This window comes from Streptomyces sp. NPDC055966 (genome assembly GCF_042269865.1).
Classification (GTDB): domain Bacteria; phylum Actinomycetota; class Actinomycetes; order Streptomycetales; family Streptomycetaceae; genus Streptomyces.
Window position 1 is genome coordinate 231,435 of record NZ_JBHJYK010000011.1, and the last position, 14,680, is coordinate 246,114.

Genomic DNA, 14,680 nt, shown 5'->3' on the forward strand with positions numbered 1-14,680 from the left:
GACGGCGACGCCGGAGGATCAGAGGAAGGAGAAGGACGATGACGCACCGTGCCACTCCCGTTCCTGTGCCGAGTTGGGTCGGACAGCTCATGTGCGAGATCGACACCCTCGATTTCGGCGAGGGTTTTGCCCGGACGAGCGACGACACCGAGATGTTCTTCGGCACCGCCCACGTGGTAGGTGCCGAGGCCATCAAAGCGTTCTTCGTCAAGATCGATGAGCCGCTGCACATCGCTCACACCGTCCTGGAGTGCTGGGACACTCCCGACGGGGTCCTGTTCCTGCGCGGGGAGGCCACCATGGCGAAGAAGACCGACCCGGACACCACCGTACGGGCTCCGTTCATGCACCTGTACCGCCTTGACGACAGCGGAAGGATCCGCACCATCCACATCACCGCCGGCCCGCTCCACACCGATGCCGTCATGTGAGACGCGCGGAGGATCGAGCCGGCGGCCCTCGCGGGGCCGGCCCCGCAGTTGACGCACCGTCCTGACGATCGGGTAGGAGTCTTCCAGCTCTACGACGGCTCACGGGTCGAGTACCAACTCACCGCTCTGGGCCGGACCTTGCTGGCGCTCGTCGACACCGTCGGCGCATGGGGGGGATCTCCCAGCGGCTCCGCAGGCAGCGGAACCAGTGCCGGTGGGCGAACGCCCGCTCCACGACCCAGCGTTGGGTGCCCAGACCCGGAGCCGTACTGGGTGCCCCGCGGGGGATCAGCGGCTTCACGCCGAGATCCCAGACCATGTGGCGGCATCTGAGCTGGGTGACATCGCTGTGGTTGCCGCCGGTCAGCGTGGCGGCGGGCGGGATGCCGGTGGCGTCGGTGATCAGGACTTCGTATCCCGTCCTCCATTCGGCCGGGCGGCGCCAGCAGGTCATGCCCGAGCCGAAGCCGAGTTCCTGCGGCAGATGCTCCCTGGGGATCCCGGCGTGCAGGACGAACAGGCTGCCTTGGAACACCAGCCGGTCCGGATGCCGCTTGCGTCCCGGGTGCCTGGTCCGACGCTCGGCCTTGGGCAGCAGCGGCGAAGTCCTCCTCCGGCGTCGACCTGACGAAGCAACAGGGCGGCGACACCGGCTACGTCGAGTGCCCCAGCCACCAGTGCTGAACCATGTGCTCCTCCGCCCGGGAGCTCCGCAAGCGCGGCTTGCGGGGACAGCACGAGTCCGGTGAGTCGGTACAAGACCCGTGGCGGGTCAGGCTTCGCAGGGTCACGGACAGCATCTTCGGCGAGACGCACCGGGCATCCGGCGTCTCAGCTCCGCGAAGCGCACCTCGTCCGGTGCGGCATGGGCGAGCGTCCTGACGGCCATGGACGTCCACTTCGTACCGATGCGGTCCAGCAACTGCCGCGTCGGGCAATGGGGATCGAACAGATCGCCCGGGACGGACCTGCGGATCTCCTGCTGAACGGCTTCCCGCACACCTGGCAACTCTGGAGCGGCATCATGGGCCGATCGGCCGAGCGGTACCGAATCATCGCCCCGGACCTTGCATCATTCCGGGCGGAACTCATCAATTCCCCTGGATGCAATGTGTTCGTATGGCGACTATCGGTGTCAGGTGTCGTCCCAGATTGACCGATCTGACTCACATGGCCCCGAGGAAGCGGGCACCGCGGAGCTGCCCGCGTGAGCCCTCGGACAGCTGCACGCCCGGGATCGGAAGGCCGACCCCGGGCGTGGGTCATCCGCAGCAAGTGAGCGTCTGCAACCAGAAGCGGCGTTCGGTCCGGCTGCTGCGGTGACGCCGCGGTTCGGCCTCGGGCAGGTCGGTGTGCACGTGCCTCCGTCTCCTCGGCGTCAGCGGCGCTCGACGGTGATGACGGGGTGCAGGCGGCGGGTGTGGTCGACCTCGCGGACCGGGCCGGTCAGGCGCAGCGGGACCGTGATGCGGTGGTCGGTGCTGCTGGCGGAGATCCGCAGCTCCAGCTCGCCGGGTTCGACGATGCGCCGGCCGTCGCGCCCGGTGAAGGAGGCCAGATCCGCGGGCAGTTCCACGAGGACCCGGAATCTTTCCCCGGCGTCGAGCGGGAGGCGCCGGTAGCCGACGAGGCGCTGCACCGGCTGGACGACGGAGGCCACCGGGTCGTGCAGGTAGAACTGCACCACCTCGCAGCCGGGGCGCTCGCCGGTGTTGCGGACCTCGAAGGCGAACCGGAAACTGCCGTCGGTGCCGGTCTCCGCGACGGTGACATCGAGCGCGGACCACTCGAAGTCGGTGTAGCCGAGCCCGTGTCCGAACCCGTAGGCCGGGCTGGTGCTGGTGCTGGACACGTCGCTGTCCTGAGCCAGCCGGGCGGCCAGGTAGGTGGAAGGCTGGACACCCTTGTGGCGCGGCACGCTCACGGGCAGCCGTCCGGAGGGATTCACCCGGCCGCTGAGCACACCGGCGATGGCCTCGGTACCGGCCTCCCCGGGGAAGAAGGACTGCACGATCGCCGCCGCCTCGCCCTGGGCGCGCCCCAGCGCGTACGGGCGGCCCGCCAGCATGACCAGCACCACCGGTGTGCCCGCGTCCAGCAGTGCGTCGAGCAACTCCTGCTGTACGCCAGGCAGTTGCAGTGACTCGGTGTCGCAGCCCTCACCACTGGTCCCGCGGCCGAACAGGCCCGCCCGGTCGCCCAGGGCCAGCACCACGACATCGGCCATGCGCGCCGCGGCGATCGCCTCGGCGAAGCCCTCCGTGCTGTCACCGTCGACCGTCGCCCCGAGAGCGGACACGATCGCGGCGTCGGGGAACTCTGCCGCCAACGTCTCCCGAAGCGTGGGCAGTTCGATGCCGACCGGGACCTCGGGGTGCTGCGAGCCGACGTGGACGGGGAAGGAGTAGCAGCCCAGCACTGCCGTCGGGGTGTCTGCGTTGGGGCCGATCAGCGCGATCCGGCGGGGGCGGCCGAGCGGCAGCGTGCCGTCGTTACGCAGCAGCACGACGGCCTGTTCCGCCAGTTCCCGGGCGAGGCGCCGGTTCTCGGGGCGGTCCAGGTCCACGCTGCCGCGCAGCGCCTCCGGCGCGTCGAGGTCCGCGTCGGCGAGCGCCTGCGGGACCGGGCTCCAGTCGGGGTCGAGCAGGCCGAGTTGTGCCTTCTGAACGAGGATCCGGCGCAGTGCACGGTCGATCAGCTCCTCGGGAACGGACCCGGCCTCGATCGCGTCGAGCAGCGGCCGGCCGAAGGTCTTGACGGTCGGCAGCTCGACGTCGACGCCGCCGGCGAGGGCCAGACCCGCGGCCTCGGCCCAGCTCCCCGCGACGCCGTGCAGGAGCTTGAGGAAGGCGATGCCGAAGTAGTCCGCGACGACGGTGCCGTCGAAGCCCCAGGTGTCCCGGAGCAGACCGGTGAGCAGTTCCGGGTCGGCGGCGGAGGGGATGCCGTCGGTGTCGGTGTAGGCGTGCATGACCGAGCGGGGCCGGCCCTCGCGGACCGCCATCTCGAACGGCGGCAGGATGACGTCGGCGCGCTCCCGCGGGCCCATGGCGACGGGGGCGAGGTTGCGTCCGGCCCGCGAGGCGGAGTAGCCGGCGAAGTGCTTGAGGGTGGCGACGATCCCGGCGGATTCCAGGCCCTGCACGTAGGCGGTGGCGAGGGTGCCGACCAGGTAGGGGTCCTCGCCGATGGTCTCCTCGACGCGTCCCCAGCGGGCGTCGCGCACCACGTCGAGCACGGGGGCGAGGCCCTGGTGGACGCCGACGGAGCGCATGTCGGCGCCGATGGCGGCGGCCATGGCACGCACGAGCTCGGGGTTGAAGGCCGCCCCCCAGGACAGCGGGACGGGATAGGCGGTCGCGCCCCAGGCGGCGAAGCCGGCCAGGCACTCCTCGTGGGCGATCGCGGGTATGCCGAACCGGTTGGCGGCGGTGATCCGCTGCTGGGTGCGGGCGAGTGAGAGCGCTCCGACGGCGGCGTCGACGGGCAGGGTGCCGAAGGGCCGGGTGAGCTGGCCCAGGCCGTGTGGCAGCAGCTCGTCGAGGTCGGGCGGTTCTTCCATCTCGTGCTGGTGCGGGGCGACTTCGTCGCCCTCGTCGGAGGCGCCCACCCAGACGCCGACGAGCTGGGCTGTCTTCTCCCGCAGGGTCATCGCCGCGATGAGGGCGTCGGCCCTGGTCTCGGGATCGAGGGAGGCGTCCTGCCAGACGGCGTTGTCGAGCTCGGTGGTGAGGGCGGGGTTCATGTTGCCGGTCACTTTCCTCCGACCCCCATGAGGCCCTGGACCAGGGCGCGGCGGGCGAACAGGTAGACGACGAAGATGGGGAGCATGGACAGGACCACGGCGGCGAGCAGCCCGGGGACGTCGACGCCGTGTTCGGTCTGGAAGTTGTACAGACCGAGGGTGATCACCTTGGTCGAGTCCGACTGGGTGAGGATGAGCGGGAAGAGGAAGCCGTTCCAGGCCTGGAGGGCCGAGAAGACGACGATGGAGGAGAGCCCGCCCTTCGACAGCGGCAGCACCAGCTGCAGGAAGACCCGCCACGGGGCGGCCCCGTCCATCGCCATCGCCTCGTACAGCTCGGGGCTGATGTCGCGCATCGCCCCGGTCAGCACCAGGGTGCACACGGGCATCGAGAACGCGGCGGTCGGCAGGATGACGCCGATCAGGTGGTCGTAGAGCCCGGCCTGGTTGATCACGTAGAACATCGGCACGATCACCGCCTGCGCGGGGATCGCGAGTCCCAGCAGGAACACCCGGAACACGACGCCGATGGTCCGGCCCCTGGCCCGCACGATGGCGTAGGCGAGCGGGGGGACCACCAGCAGCACGATGCCGACGACGCTGACGGTGGCGATCAGCGTGTTGAGGAAGTCCTGGCCGAAGCCGTTGGAGAAGGCGTTCCGGTAGTTGCTGAACGTCAGATGCGACGGCCAGGTCAGCGGGCCCTGGGTGGAGTAGTCGGAGGTGGTGCGCAGGGTCGCGGTCAGCAGCAGGTAGAGCGGCAGGCCGATCAGGAAGAGCCAGATCAGGGAGCCGAACCCGGCCAGGTAGTTGGGCCGCTGCCTCATGAGATCCCCTCCGCCGTGCCGCGCATCTTGTCGTAGCCGGAGAGCCGTACCACGGCCAGGGAGATGAGGGTGGCGACGACGACCAGGACCAGCGCGATGGCCGAGCCGGCGCCGAAGTCGAAGTTCTTGAAGCTCTGCTCGTACATGTAGTAGGCGCTGACCGTGGTGTCCGTGCCGGGTCCGCCCTGGGTGAGGATCAGCACCGTGTCGAAGGTGGTCAGGCCGCCGACGACCATGAGGATCATCGAGGTGATCATGGTGTTGCGCAGCTGCGGCAGGGTGATGTGGAAGAACTGCCGCACCGTGCCGGCGCCGTCGATCGACGCGGCCTGGTAGAGCACCTGGGGGATGGCGCGGGCGCCGCCCTGGTAGAGCAGCGCGTGCAGGGGCGTGAACTGCCACATCCCGACGAAGGTCAGCACTGCGATCGAACCTGCTTGGCTGCCGAGCAGGTTGCCGTTGCCGAACAGCCAGGGCAGCTGTCCCGGGAGGCCGAAGTTGGGGTCGAGCAGGGCGCGCCACAGCACCGAGACCGCGGTCGCGGAGAGCAGCAGGGGGACGAAGAAGATCGCCGACAGCACGGCCCGGTTGCGCTGGGGTCCGGCCGCCCAGACGCCCAGCAGGATGCTGACGGGCGTCTGCGTGACGACTCCGAGCACGGTGAGGACCAGGGTGAGCCAGATGCTCTGGGTCATCACCGGGTCATGGATCAGCTTGGTCCAGTTCGCCGTCCCGTTGAAGTGCGGTGAGGTGATGCCGTCCCAGCTGGTGAAGGACAGCACCGCGACCAGCACCAGCGGGAGGATCGCGAACAACAGGAAGAAGACGGTCGCGGGTACCGCCCAGACGAAGCCCGGGCGGGTCACCCCGACGCCGGCCCGGCGCGCCTTGAGGCGACGGCGGCCGAGCACTGCAGTGAAGGAGAGGGCGCTCATGATGTCCCTACTCAGGAGGTGGACAGCGACTGCATCTGCTGGATGAAGCCGTTGGCGTCGGTCTTGCCGTCGAAGAACTCCTGGACGGCCGTGTGGATGGTCGTGGTCGCCGCCGGCGGGTAGGCCTGGTCCCAGGACAGCTGGAACGAGGGCGCCTGCTTGACCAGGTTGAACTGGAACTGCGAGTAGTCCGGGCTGGCCGAGGTGGACAGGAAGTTGGCGGTGTTGGTGGTGGTCGGCAGGTTGCCGATGCCGAGTTGAGCCTTCACGAACTCGTCGGAGTACATGAGCTTGAGGAACGCCGCCACCGCGTCGGGGTGCTTGGTCTTCTTCAGCACGGAGTAGAAGTTGTTCGTGTTGCCGACGACGTCCTTCGGGTCGCCCTTGCCGCCCTGGACGGACGGGAAGGCGCTGTAGCCGAGGTCGTTCTTGGCGAAGTCGGGGTTGCCGGACTGCTGGGTGGAGTACTCCCACGAGCCCATCAGCTCGAAGGCCGCCTTGCCCTTGGCCAGCAGCGCCGGGGAACCGCCGTCGGTGAACTTCACCGAGTCGAAGTTGCTGCCGAAGGCACCGGCGTCGATCAGCTGCTTGAGCATGCCGAGAGCCTTGCCGCTGTCCGCGCCGGACCAGGCGCTCTTGTCACCGGCGAGCGCCTTCTCGAACAGGCCCGGTCCGGCGACGCGGTCGTAGATGTACTCGAACCACATCTGGGTGGGCCACTGGTCGCCGCCGCCGAGCGCGATCGGCGTGATCCCCTTGCCCTTGAGCACCTTGACGTCGTTGATCAGGTCGTCCCAGGTCTTCGGGACGCTCAGGCCGGCGCTCGCCAGGACCTTCTTGTTGTTGAAGAGCAGCACCGGCTGCGTGCCGCGCATCGGGACACCGTAGGACTTGCCGTCGATCACCGCGGTGTTGAACACCGAGGGAAGGAAGTTGCTCTTCAGCCCCGGGTCCTTGGCGATCATGTCGTCCAGCGGCAGCAGCAGGTTGTGCTTGACGTAGGGCGCGATGCTGCCGCCGCCCCAGTTGAAGAAGACGTCCGGGGCCTGCGGGGTGTTGATGATCGTGTTGAGCTTCGACTGGTAGTCGGCGCCGGGGATGGTGTCCAGCACCGCCTTGACCTTCGAGGTCTTGTTGAACGTATCGACGATCTGCTTCTCGACCGTGTTGCCGGCGTCACCGTAGACCAGCACGTGGATCACGCCGGAGCCGGCGGAGGACGACGCGGAACCGCCGCTGGACCCGCACGCGGCGGTCAGACCGAGCACCAGCCCGGTCGTTGCCGCGACCGCGGCGAATCTGTTGCGGGACGCACCGCTGCGAAGTCTCGCAGAGAAGTAATTCATGGCTTGACGACTCCGTCGATAGTTTCGAAGAGATTGTCGAACAATGCGGGAAACCTAGGCGTAACCTCGGACACCGTCAAGGGCCTGGAAGATCTCGATTCGGATGTACCGGCCGAGCCCTGACCAGCTAGCATCCGTGCAGTACGGACGCAGCGACGGCAGACCAGCGCATCAGGGCAGCACAGGAGGAGCTCGTGACCAGAGTGGCGACACTCGCCGAAATCGCACGTGAGGCGGGGGTGTCCACACCGACTGTTTCGAAGGTCCTCAACGGTCGTGCGGACGTCGCACCGTCCACCCGGGAGCGGGTAGAAGAGCTGCTGCACGAGCACGGATACCAGCGGCGACGTAGCAGCAGCCCGAGCCCGCTGCTGGAACTGGTCTTCCACGAGCTGGAGAGCGCGTGGGCGATGGAGGTCATCCGCGGCGTCGAGAACGTCGTCCGCGAGGAGGGGCTCAGCGTCGTCCTGTCCGAGTCCTCCGGGCGGCTCAGCCCCGGACAGTCGTGGATGGACGGCGTTCTCGCCCGTCGGCCCACCGGCGTGGTCCTGGTGCTGTCCGGGCTCGACAAGGCCCAACAGGCCCAACTGACCAGCCGGGACATCCCGTTCGTCGTCATGGACCCGGCCGGCGACCCCGGTCAGGAGGTGCCGGCGGTGGGGACGACCAACTGGAACGGCGGCCTCGCCGCCACCCGCCACCTCCTCGACCTCGGCCACCGGCGGATCGCCGTCATTGCCGGACCGCTCCGGATGATGTGCAGCCGCGCCCGCGTCGACGGCTACCGGGCGGCCCTGGACGCGGCCGGCGTCGCCGTCGACCCGGCCCTGATCCGCGAGGGCGACTTCCACCATGAGGCCGGGTACCGGGAGGGCCTCGCACTGCTGCGTCTCCCGGACCCGCCAACCGCGATCTACACCGGCAACGACCTTCAGGCGCTCGGACTCTACAAGGCCGCAGGGGAGTTGGGCCTGCGCATCCCTGACGACCTGAGCGTCGTCGGCTTCGACGACCTGCCCGTCGCCCTGTGGGCCTGCCCGCCGCTGACCACCGTGCGCCAGCCGCTCACCGAGATGGCCGAGGTCGCCACGCGCATGGTGATAGACATCGCCCGCGGCAACCAGCCCTCCGCGCTGCGCGTGGACCTGGCCACCACGCTGGTCGAGCGCAGCAGCACGGCCCCGCCACCGTCCACCGTCCATCCCTGAGCCCTCCCTTCTCGGCTGGGCCGTGTCGTCGTCAGGCCCGCGCGTCAGCCCACACGTAGACTCCGCGGCGGCGCGAGGAGCGAGGACCGCAGACCGCCGGTGTCCACCACCAACTCCTGCAGCACGACGGTCGGGTCCACCATCCAGAACTTCAGGGTGTGCACCCCGGGCCGGGTGATGGTGTGGGTCGTGGACGTGCGGTTGACGTTGTCGGAGGTGTTGCGCTGCCACTGCATGTTCATCACGCCGTCGTCCGTCCCCGTGGCGGCGATGATGTCCACCACCTGCGGCTGCTCGTCGTCGAAGGAGACGGCGTAGTGGAGCCCAGCGCGCGCCAACGCCGGGTTGCGCGGCGACAGATGCGCCCAGACCACGACCGGTCCGGTGGTGAACAGGGTCGTGGTGTACTCAAGGCGCGGGCTCGCACCGCCCGGGACCTGCCGGTCCGCGGTGACCGGGAAGGGCTCCATCCCGTCGCCCGTCCGCCCGATGCGCGGGACGCGCTGCCACTGGACCGCGCCAGCGCCGACAGCCCGGTCGAACTGCTCCGCGCCGATGGACAGGTGTCCGCCCGCTTCGACGAAGCCCGCCACCTGGGAGCGGGACAGGCCCGGATTCTCCACCACGGCGGTGAAGGTGGCCTCGGTCCCCTCGGACCCCGTCACGGAGACCGGCACCCGGCACGTGCCCTGTGGCGCCCGGGACCAGTCCGCGACCAGGCCGAGTCGCACCTGGTCGGTCACCAGGCCGCGCGGCCGCGAGGCCGACAGCCAGGGCGCACCGGTGGTGACCCGGTAGGTGAAGGGCCGTCCGCCACGGTTGAAGATCTCGAAGAACGGGGCCGCCTCAGCGGTCTGATACGGGCTGATCGAGGGCAGGACGGCGGCCTCCCCGGAGCCTGGCCACGATGCGGCGGACCCCTCCAGGGCCAGACCCAGTGCCGGCCGGTCGGCGGCGGTCAGGCGCCGGACCGGCGGGAAGATCACGTCGGGTATGGCCCAGTTGTTCAGCTCGGGCTCCTGCCAGGGCGCGTTCGGGCCGTAGCGGGCGACGTCCCCGTAGTCGATGTGCGGCTGGGTCTGGAAGCCCTTCCACTTGCCGCCGGCCACCTTGCTGTTGAAGCGGTCGGCCAGGGCGAAGTCGGTGGCCAGGCAGTGCTCCGCCTGCTCGGCCAGACGGTTTGTGTCCGCGCGGCCCTGGCCCGCGTGGAGGATGTTGGCGAACTCGGCCTGCCGCAGGGCGTAGACGTTGGCGGTCGCCAGCACCTCGTACCCCACGAGCTCGAAGTAGCCGTCCTGAGCCGCCGGCGGCAGCGCGTCCGCGACCGTCTGGGCGCTGTTCGCCAGATCGCGCCACTCGGCCGTCACGCGTTCCAGCTCGCGGTGGTTGATCACGCTGAAGGCGCTTGCCTGGTCGTCGTACACGACCGCGGACGGGTCCGTGGCCAGGTCCTTGCCGGGGTCCAGGGTGATGCTGCGGTTCAGCAGCTCCGGCTTGCGCCGGGACTGCAACTGCCCGTACCGGGCAAGGATGTCGGCGACGGCGGCAGCCTGGGCCGCACCGAAGTTCTGCCGGGAGTAGACGAACAGCCACTCGTCGAGCCGGTCCGGTCCCCAGCGGTCGGGGTTCCAGGCGTAGTCCAGGAAGAACTGCGTCGGCAGCTCGTTGCCCTTGAGGTCACCGACGTTGGCGACCCACACACCATGGTTGCCGTAGGTGTGACTCTGGTTCAGCTGGTCCCACACGTTCGGCAGGGAGGCGGTGTCCACCCATTTGTAGTCGCGGCCCGAGCCCACGTAGTCGAAGTGGTAGTACAGGCCGTAGTTGCCGCTGCGGACCGGCTCTGCGGGGTCCGGCAGCATGCGGGTGTTGGCCCAGTTGTCGTCCGTGAAGACGACGGTGACGTCGTCGGGGACGCGCAGGCCGCGCTTCCAGTAGCGCTCGACCTCCTTGTAGAGCGTCCACACCTGCGGAATCGTGGTCACGTCGCGGCCCGTGACGTCGGCCAGGATCTGGCGCTGGGTGGCGATGATCTGCTGCATCAGGTCGATGCCGTCGCCGTCGGCCAGGCCGGTGTCGCCGTTCCCACGCATGCCGAGGGTGACGACCCCCTCGAAGTCCTCGTCGACCATTCGCTGGATACCGGCGGTCCAGTACTTCTTCAGGGCGTCGGCGTTGTGGCGGAAGCTCCACTCACCGGTGCCGCCGTACGGGTCGCTGCCGGGAACCGTGACGGTGCCGTTCGCGTCGCGCTGCGCCGGGACGGCGAACCTGTTCCACTCCTCGATGCCGCGCATCATCGGCGCCTCCTGGGAGGTGCCCATCACGATGCCGTAGGCCTTGGCGGTGGCGTGGTTCGCCGGATCGTCCAGGGCGAAGGCACGCCCCCAGACGGCCGGCCAGAGGTAGTTGGCCTTGAGCCGCAGCATCAGCTCGAAGACCTTGGCGTAGAACGCGGCGTTGAATCCCCCCGGGTAGCCGGGCGCCTTGCCCGGACCGAAGTAGGCGGGCGCCCAGCCGCCGAGGGCGGGGTTCTCGTCGTTGATGAAGAAGCCGCGGTACTTCACCGCCGGAGTGCCCTGGGTGTGCCGTCCGGGAAGGACATGGAGCCCGGTCCGACGCTGCGGCACGATGTCGTCCCACCAGGACCAGGGTGACACCCCGATCCCCCTGGAGACGTCGTAGACGCCGTAGATGGTGCCGCGCTGATCGCTCCCCGCGATGACGAAGGCACGGTCCACGCCGGGGAAGGGAGCCTCCACGATCGTCTCGACCGTGGTCTCCCACGCGCCCCGGACACCGGTGCCGTCGAGCTTCCCCACGCCGACGAGCCGGTCGACCAGAGGACTGCGGCCGATGGTTCCGATCACCACGCATTCCCGGGCGCGCGGCAGCGCCGCGCCCGGAGCGAGGACGGTCAGCGCGGGCCGGACACCGGTCACGCTCTCCAGGTCGGACCTCAGGTCGTCGACCGCGCGGAGGACACCTGGGTGGTCGGCGGCGCACACCACGATGGGCAGGGCGTGTCCGCCGGCGACGAGGGCGAGACTTCCGCGGCGCGGGACGGCGGAGATGTAGGCGCCGGGGTCCGTTGCCTCCGGGCCGCCGACATCGGCGGCGTGGACAGGACCCGTGGGGGTCGCGGCCCACGCGGTCGCGGAGAGGCCGAGGGGGGAACCGAGCGGTGTGGTGGCCAGGGCCGAGGCAGCGGCGACGCCGATGCCGAGGACGCTCCTGCGGGATGGGCGCCGGGCGGAAGGGCGGTCCATGCCTCATGTGCTCCTTCGGAGTAGGTGCCTCTGGGAGTTTGGTTTTCGGCTTGACGAATGTGGACCATGATCCCGGCCATCGCAATAGGTCGGACGCGATATCGAAATATTCCCTGCCCGCCCAATCATGAGTAGCTCCTCGAAGCCTCCGAGGCCCGACGAATCACATGGCCCCACGCATCGTTGACACAGCTGTACATGCACGTTTAGCGTCTCCGGGTCCTCGTCGGACGTCATCGAAACTTTCGCCAAATCTGCGCGCCGACGGGGGTGGAAATGAGAGAGGCGCACACATGCACAACTGGGCAGGCAACATCGACTTCAGACCGGCGCGAGTCCAGCGGCCCACTACCGTGGACGAGGCCCGCCGGATCATCGCCGGCGCCGGCCAGGTCAAAGTGCTGGGCAGCGGCCACTCCTTCAACCGCATCGCAGACACCCCGGGTGAGCTGCTCATGCTCGACGGCCTGCCGCGCGGGCTGGACGTTTCCGCCGACCGGCGCACCGTCACCGTCACCGGCTCGATGCGCTACGCCCAACTCGCCCGGGAATTGCAGCCTCACGGCCTGGCGCTGGCCAACCTGGCGTCACTGCCGCACATCTCCGTCGCCGGATCCTGCGCCACCGGAACGCACGGTTCGGGGGACGGCCAGCCGGGTCTCGCCTCGGCCGTGACGGCGCTGCGGCTCATCACCTCGGACGGGGAGCTGCTCGACCTCAGCCGGGCCGAGGACCCCGACCGCTTCGCCGGATCAGTCGTGGGCCTGGGCGCGCTCGGCGCGGTCGTCGGCCTCACGCTCGCGGTCGAGCCCGCCTTCGAGGTGGCCCAGTGGGTCTACGACGACGTGCCGCTGGACCGGATCGCCGACCGGTTCGACGAGGTGTTCGGCGCCGCCTACAGCGTCAGCGCGTTCACGGACTGGGGAGGGGACACCGCGAACGTGTGGGTCAAGCGCCGGACGGATCGCGAGGGCGGGGCGCACCCGGGGAAGCGGTGGCTGAACGGACGCCTCGCCGACGGTCCCCGGCACCCGGTTCCGGGCCTGTCCCCGGCGCACTGCACCGAGCAGCTCGGCCTCCCCGGCCCCTGGCACGAGCGGCTGCCGCACTTCCGGCCCGACTTCACCCCGAGCGCCGGCGACGAGCTCCAGTCGGAACTCCTGCTGCCCCGCGAGGCGGCACCGGCGGCCGTCGCGGCCCTGCGCGCGCTCGGTCCGCGCATCGCACCGCTGCTGCTGACCTCCGAGATCCGCACCGTGGCGGCCGACGACCTGTGGCTCAGCCCTTGTTACGGCCGTGACTCCGTCGCCGTCCACTGCACCTGGCACCCGGTAGAGGAGCCCGTGCGGCAGGCGATCACCCTGATCGAGGCAGAGCTGCTGCCGCTGGGCGCCCGTCCGCACTGGGGCAAGCTGTTCGCGCTCCGCGCCGAGGCCGTGGGCGCGCTGTACGAGCGGGCTGACGACTTCCGTCGGCTGATGACCGCCCTGGACCCGCGCGCCGCGTTCCGCAACGACTTCATCGCGGCGGCGCTCGCGACCCAGTGAGGAAGTCGCGCGTGCCGTTCGAATTATCCCGGCGTCACGGGCCCTGGCACGCACTCCCCCAGTGGGAGCACCCCCAGCGGCGTTGTCGTCACCCGCCGACTCCCCCACGCCCGACCTCGCTCACGCGGGCCCCCTATGACCCCGCTCGGGCCGGCCGACCCGCACCGTTCGTCCCGGCCGGCCTGATACAAAAGACACCCCCTGGTTCAGTACCGGGCTCCGACCCGCGTCGGCGGCCGGTGAAGCGGCCGACGCGGGCGATGCCTCGCTGAGCCGGCTACGCCGGAGTCGAACAAGCACCCCGTCTCGCAGTACCTGCCCGCCAGCCGCCTCGTCTGCCACCGCCACCACACCTGGAAACCCCGCCGCCACACCTTTGTCAGCACCCAACTGCCCCCGCCGAGTATTCCGACTTGGGCAACACCCCCGGAGATCCTCACCGCCCACCACAGCCACATCTGCTTCCGCCGTCGCTGGGGCTTCACGGCCGATCACGCCCTCGCGCAGGCCATCTCCCTGCCTGAGACCCGGCGACGCACGGCACCGGCACAAGAGCGCATCTGGCCCGCACGCGCCCGCCGCAACTGACCCGGGTACACGACCGGCATTCAGGGGCAGTTGTCAGGGGCCGCCTCATCCGGAAGGACAGCCGGCGCCTGCGTGATGAGGATCTTTGAGAAGGGGCACCGCTCGCAGTTTGCGTTGAAGCCGGGTAGACAGATCACCCATCAGTTCGGCAACGGCAGGGCAGTGAGCTCCGGCCACTCGTCCTTCCAACGCGCAGCCTTGGTCTCATAGACCTCCCGCGGAGCAAGAACCGAGTTGGGGCGCACGACCAGGTTGAACACGTCGGACAGCCCGTGAGGCGCATATACACGCCACCCTGCATCGGGCTCCAGCCGGACACCCAGACAGCATGTCGTCGCGGCGAAGCAGCCGATCGCGGCCTCGGTGGACTCGTGCAGCGGACAGGGCACACCGAGCTTCCGTTCGTACCAGAGGTGCACGCGGGCTTCGTTAGGGGCGCGGGACCAACGGCTTCTGGTGCGACAACCACTGGTTCGGCCACTCCACGCCGGTGCCATGCGGCATGTCCTCCCCGACCGGCATGCCCATCACGTGGGAACTCGCGAACCCGAAGATCGACGAGCGGGAAGTGCTGGACGCGATGCGGGACCGCGAGCCGGATCTGGCCAACGGTCGGCCGGGGCTGTTGGTCATCGCGGACAAGGGCTTCGCCTCCAAGGAGTTCGAGGACGACCTCGCGATGGCTGCCGCGATCTGGCACAACCACAAGACCGACGCTCCCGTTCTAAGATCACTGACCGCATTCGATCACTGACCGCCACGCAACCTTGCCCGTGCTCAACCA

At 69.5% G+C, this 14,680-nt stretch carries 9 protein-coding genes and 4 pseudogenes; 5 read left to right on the top strand and 8 right to left on the bottom strand.

Annotated features, from left to right (window positions below; translation table 11 throughout):
- Positions 1-38: 38 nt before the first annotated feature.
- Positions 39-431, top strand: a complete 393-nt coding sequence (locus tag ACFC8N_RS24485; RefSeq protein ID WP_376289714.1) for a nuclear transport factor 2 family protein — start codon at positions 39-41, stop codon at positions 429-431.
- Between the two features lie 424 nt (positions 432-855).
- On the opposite strand, the pseudogene ACFC8N_RS24490 reads toward ACFC8N_RS24485, so the two are convergent.
- Positions 856-1,029, bottom strand: a pseudogene (locus ACFC8N_RS24490) (transposase); the annotation flags it as partial.
- Positions 1,030-1,192: 163 nt separating this feature from the next.
- A pseudogene (locus ACFC8N_RS24495) lies at positions 1,193-1,407 on the bottom strand (winged helix-turn-helix transcriptional regulator); the annotation flags it as partial.
- Between ACFC8N_RS24495 and ACFC8N_RS24500 the strand changes: the two are divergent.
- A pseudogene (locus tag ACFC8N_RS24500) lies at positions 1,369-1,515 on the top strand (alpha/beta fold hydrolase); the annotation flags it as partial. The pseudogenes ACFC8N_RS24495 and ACFC8N_RS24500 sit on opposite strands and share 39 nt — an antisense overlap.
- A gap of 294 nt (positions 1,516-1,809) precedes the next feature.
- Here the strand turns inward: ACFC8N_RS24500 and ACFC8N_RS24505 are convergent.
- From ACFC8N_RS24505 to ACFC8N_RS24520, 4 genes are all read right to left on the bottom strand, one after another.
- The gene (locus ACFC8N_RS24505) at positions 1,810-4,083 is read right to left on the bottom strand and encodes a glycoside hydrolase family 3 N-terminal domain-containing protein (protein WP_362823302.1); all 2,274 of its coding nucleotides are present in this window, start codon (positions 4,081-4,083) and stop codon (positions 1,810-1,812) included.
- 101 nt (positions 4,084-4,184) lie between these two features.
- The gene (locus tag ACFC8N_RS24510; RefSeq protein WP_356025026.1) at positions 4,185-5,003 is read right to left on the bottom strand and encodes a carbohydrate ABC transporter permease; all 819 of its coding nucleotides are present in this window, start codon (positions 5,001-5,003) and stop codon (positions 4,185-4,187) included.
- On the bottom strand, positions 5,000-5,938 hold the full coding sequence (locus ACFC8N_RS24515) for a carbohydrate ABC transporter permease (RefSeq protein ID WP_376289716.1): 939 nt from the start codon (positions 5,936-5,938) through the stop codon (positions 5,000-5,002). The genes ACFC8N_RS24510 and ACFC8N_RS24515 overlap by 4 nt, the downstream gene beginning before the upstream one ends.
- An 11-nt stretch (positions 5,939-5,949) precedes the next feature.
- Positions 5,950-7,284, bottom strand: coding sequence for an extracellular solute-binding protein (locus ACFC8N_RS24520; protein ID WP_376289718.1), 1,335 nt, complete (start codon positions 7,282-7,284; stop codon positions 5,950-5,952).
- A gap of 194 nt (positions 7,285-7,478) precedes the next feature.
- On the opposite strand from ACFC8N_RS24520, the gene ACFC8N_RS24525 reads away from it, so the two are divergent.
- Positions 7,479-8,492, top strand: a complete 1,014-nt coding sequence (locus tag ACFC8N_RS24525; RefSeq protein ID WP_356025032.1) for a LacI family DNA-binding transcriptional regulator — start codon at positions 7,479-7,481, stop codon at positions 8,490-8,492.
- 44 nt (positions 8,493-8,536) lie between these two features.
- Here the strand turns inward: ACFC8N_RS24525 and ACFC8N_RS24530 are convergent, their stop codons facing one another.
- Positions 8,537-11,761 carry a glycosyl hydrolase 115 family protein gene (locus ACFC8N_RS24530; RefSeq protein ID WP_376289720.1) on the bottom strand — a complete coding sequence of 1,075 codons (3,225 nt, stop codon included), beginning with the start codon at positions 11,759-11,761 and terminating at the stop codon, positions 8,537-8,539.
- 293 nt (positions 11,762-12,054) lie between these two features.
- Here ACFC8N_RS24530 and ACFC8N_RS24535 point away from each other — a divergent pair, with 293 nt between their 5' ends.
- On the top strand, positions 12,055-13,308 hold the full coding sequence (locus ACFC8N_RS24535) for an FAD-binding protein (RefSeq protein ID WP_376289722.1): 1,254 nt from the start codon (positions 12,055-12,057) through the stop codon (positions 13,306-13,308).
- Positions 13,309-14,036: 728 nt separating this feature from the next.
- Here the strand turns inward: ACFC8N_RS24535 and ACFC8N_RS24540 are convergent.
- Positions 14,037-14,327 (bottom strand): annotated as a pseudogene (locus ACFC8N_RS24540) (nucleotidyltransferase family protein); the annotation flags it as partial.
- An 89-nt stretch (positions 14,328-14,416) separates the two neighbouring features.
- On the opposite strand from ACFC8N_RS24540, the gene ACFC8N_RS24545 reads away from it, so the two are divergent.
- A complete protein-coding gene (locus tag ACFC8N_RS24545; RefSeq protein WP_376289724.1) occupies positions 14,417-14,650 on the top strand; it encodes a hypothetical protein in 234 nt (77 codons plus the stop codon).
- The last annotated feature ends 30 nt before the right edge of the window (positions 14,651-14,680 follow it).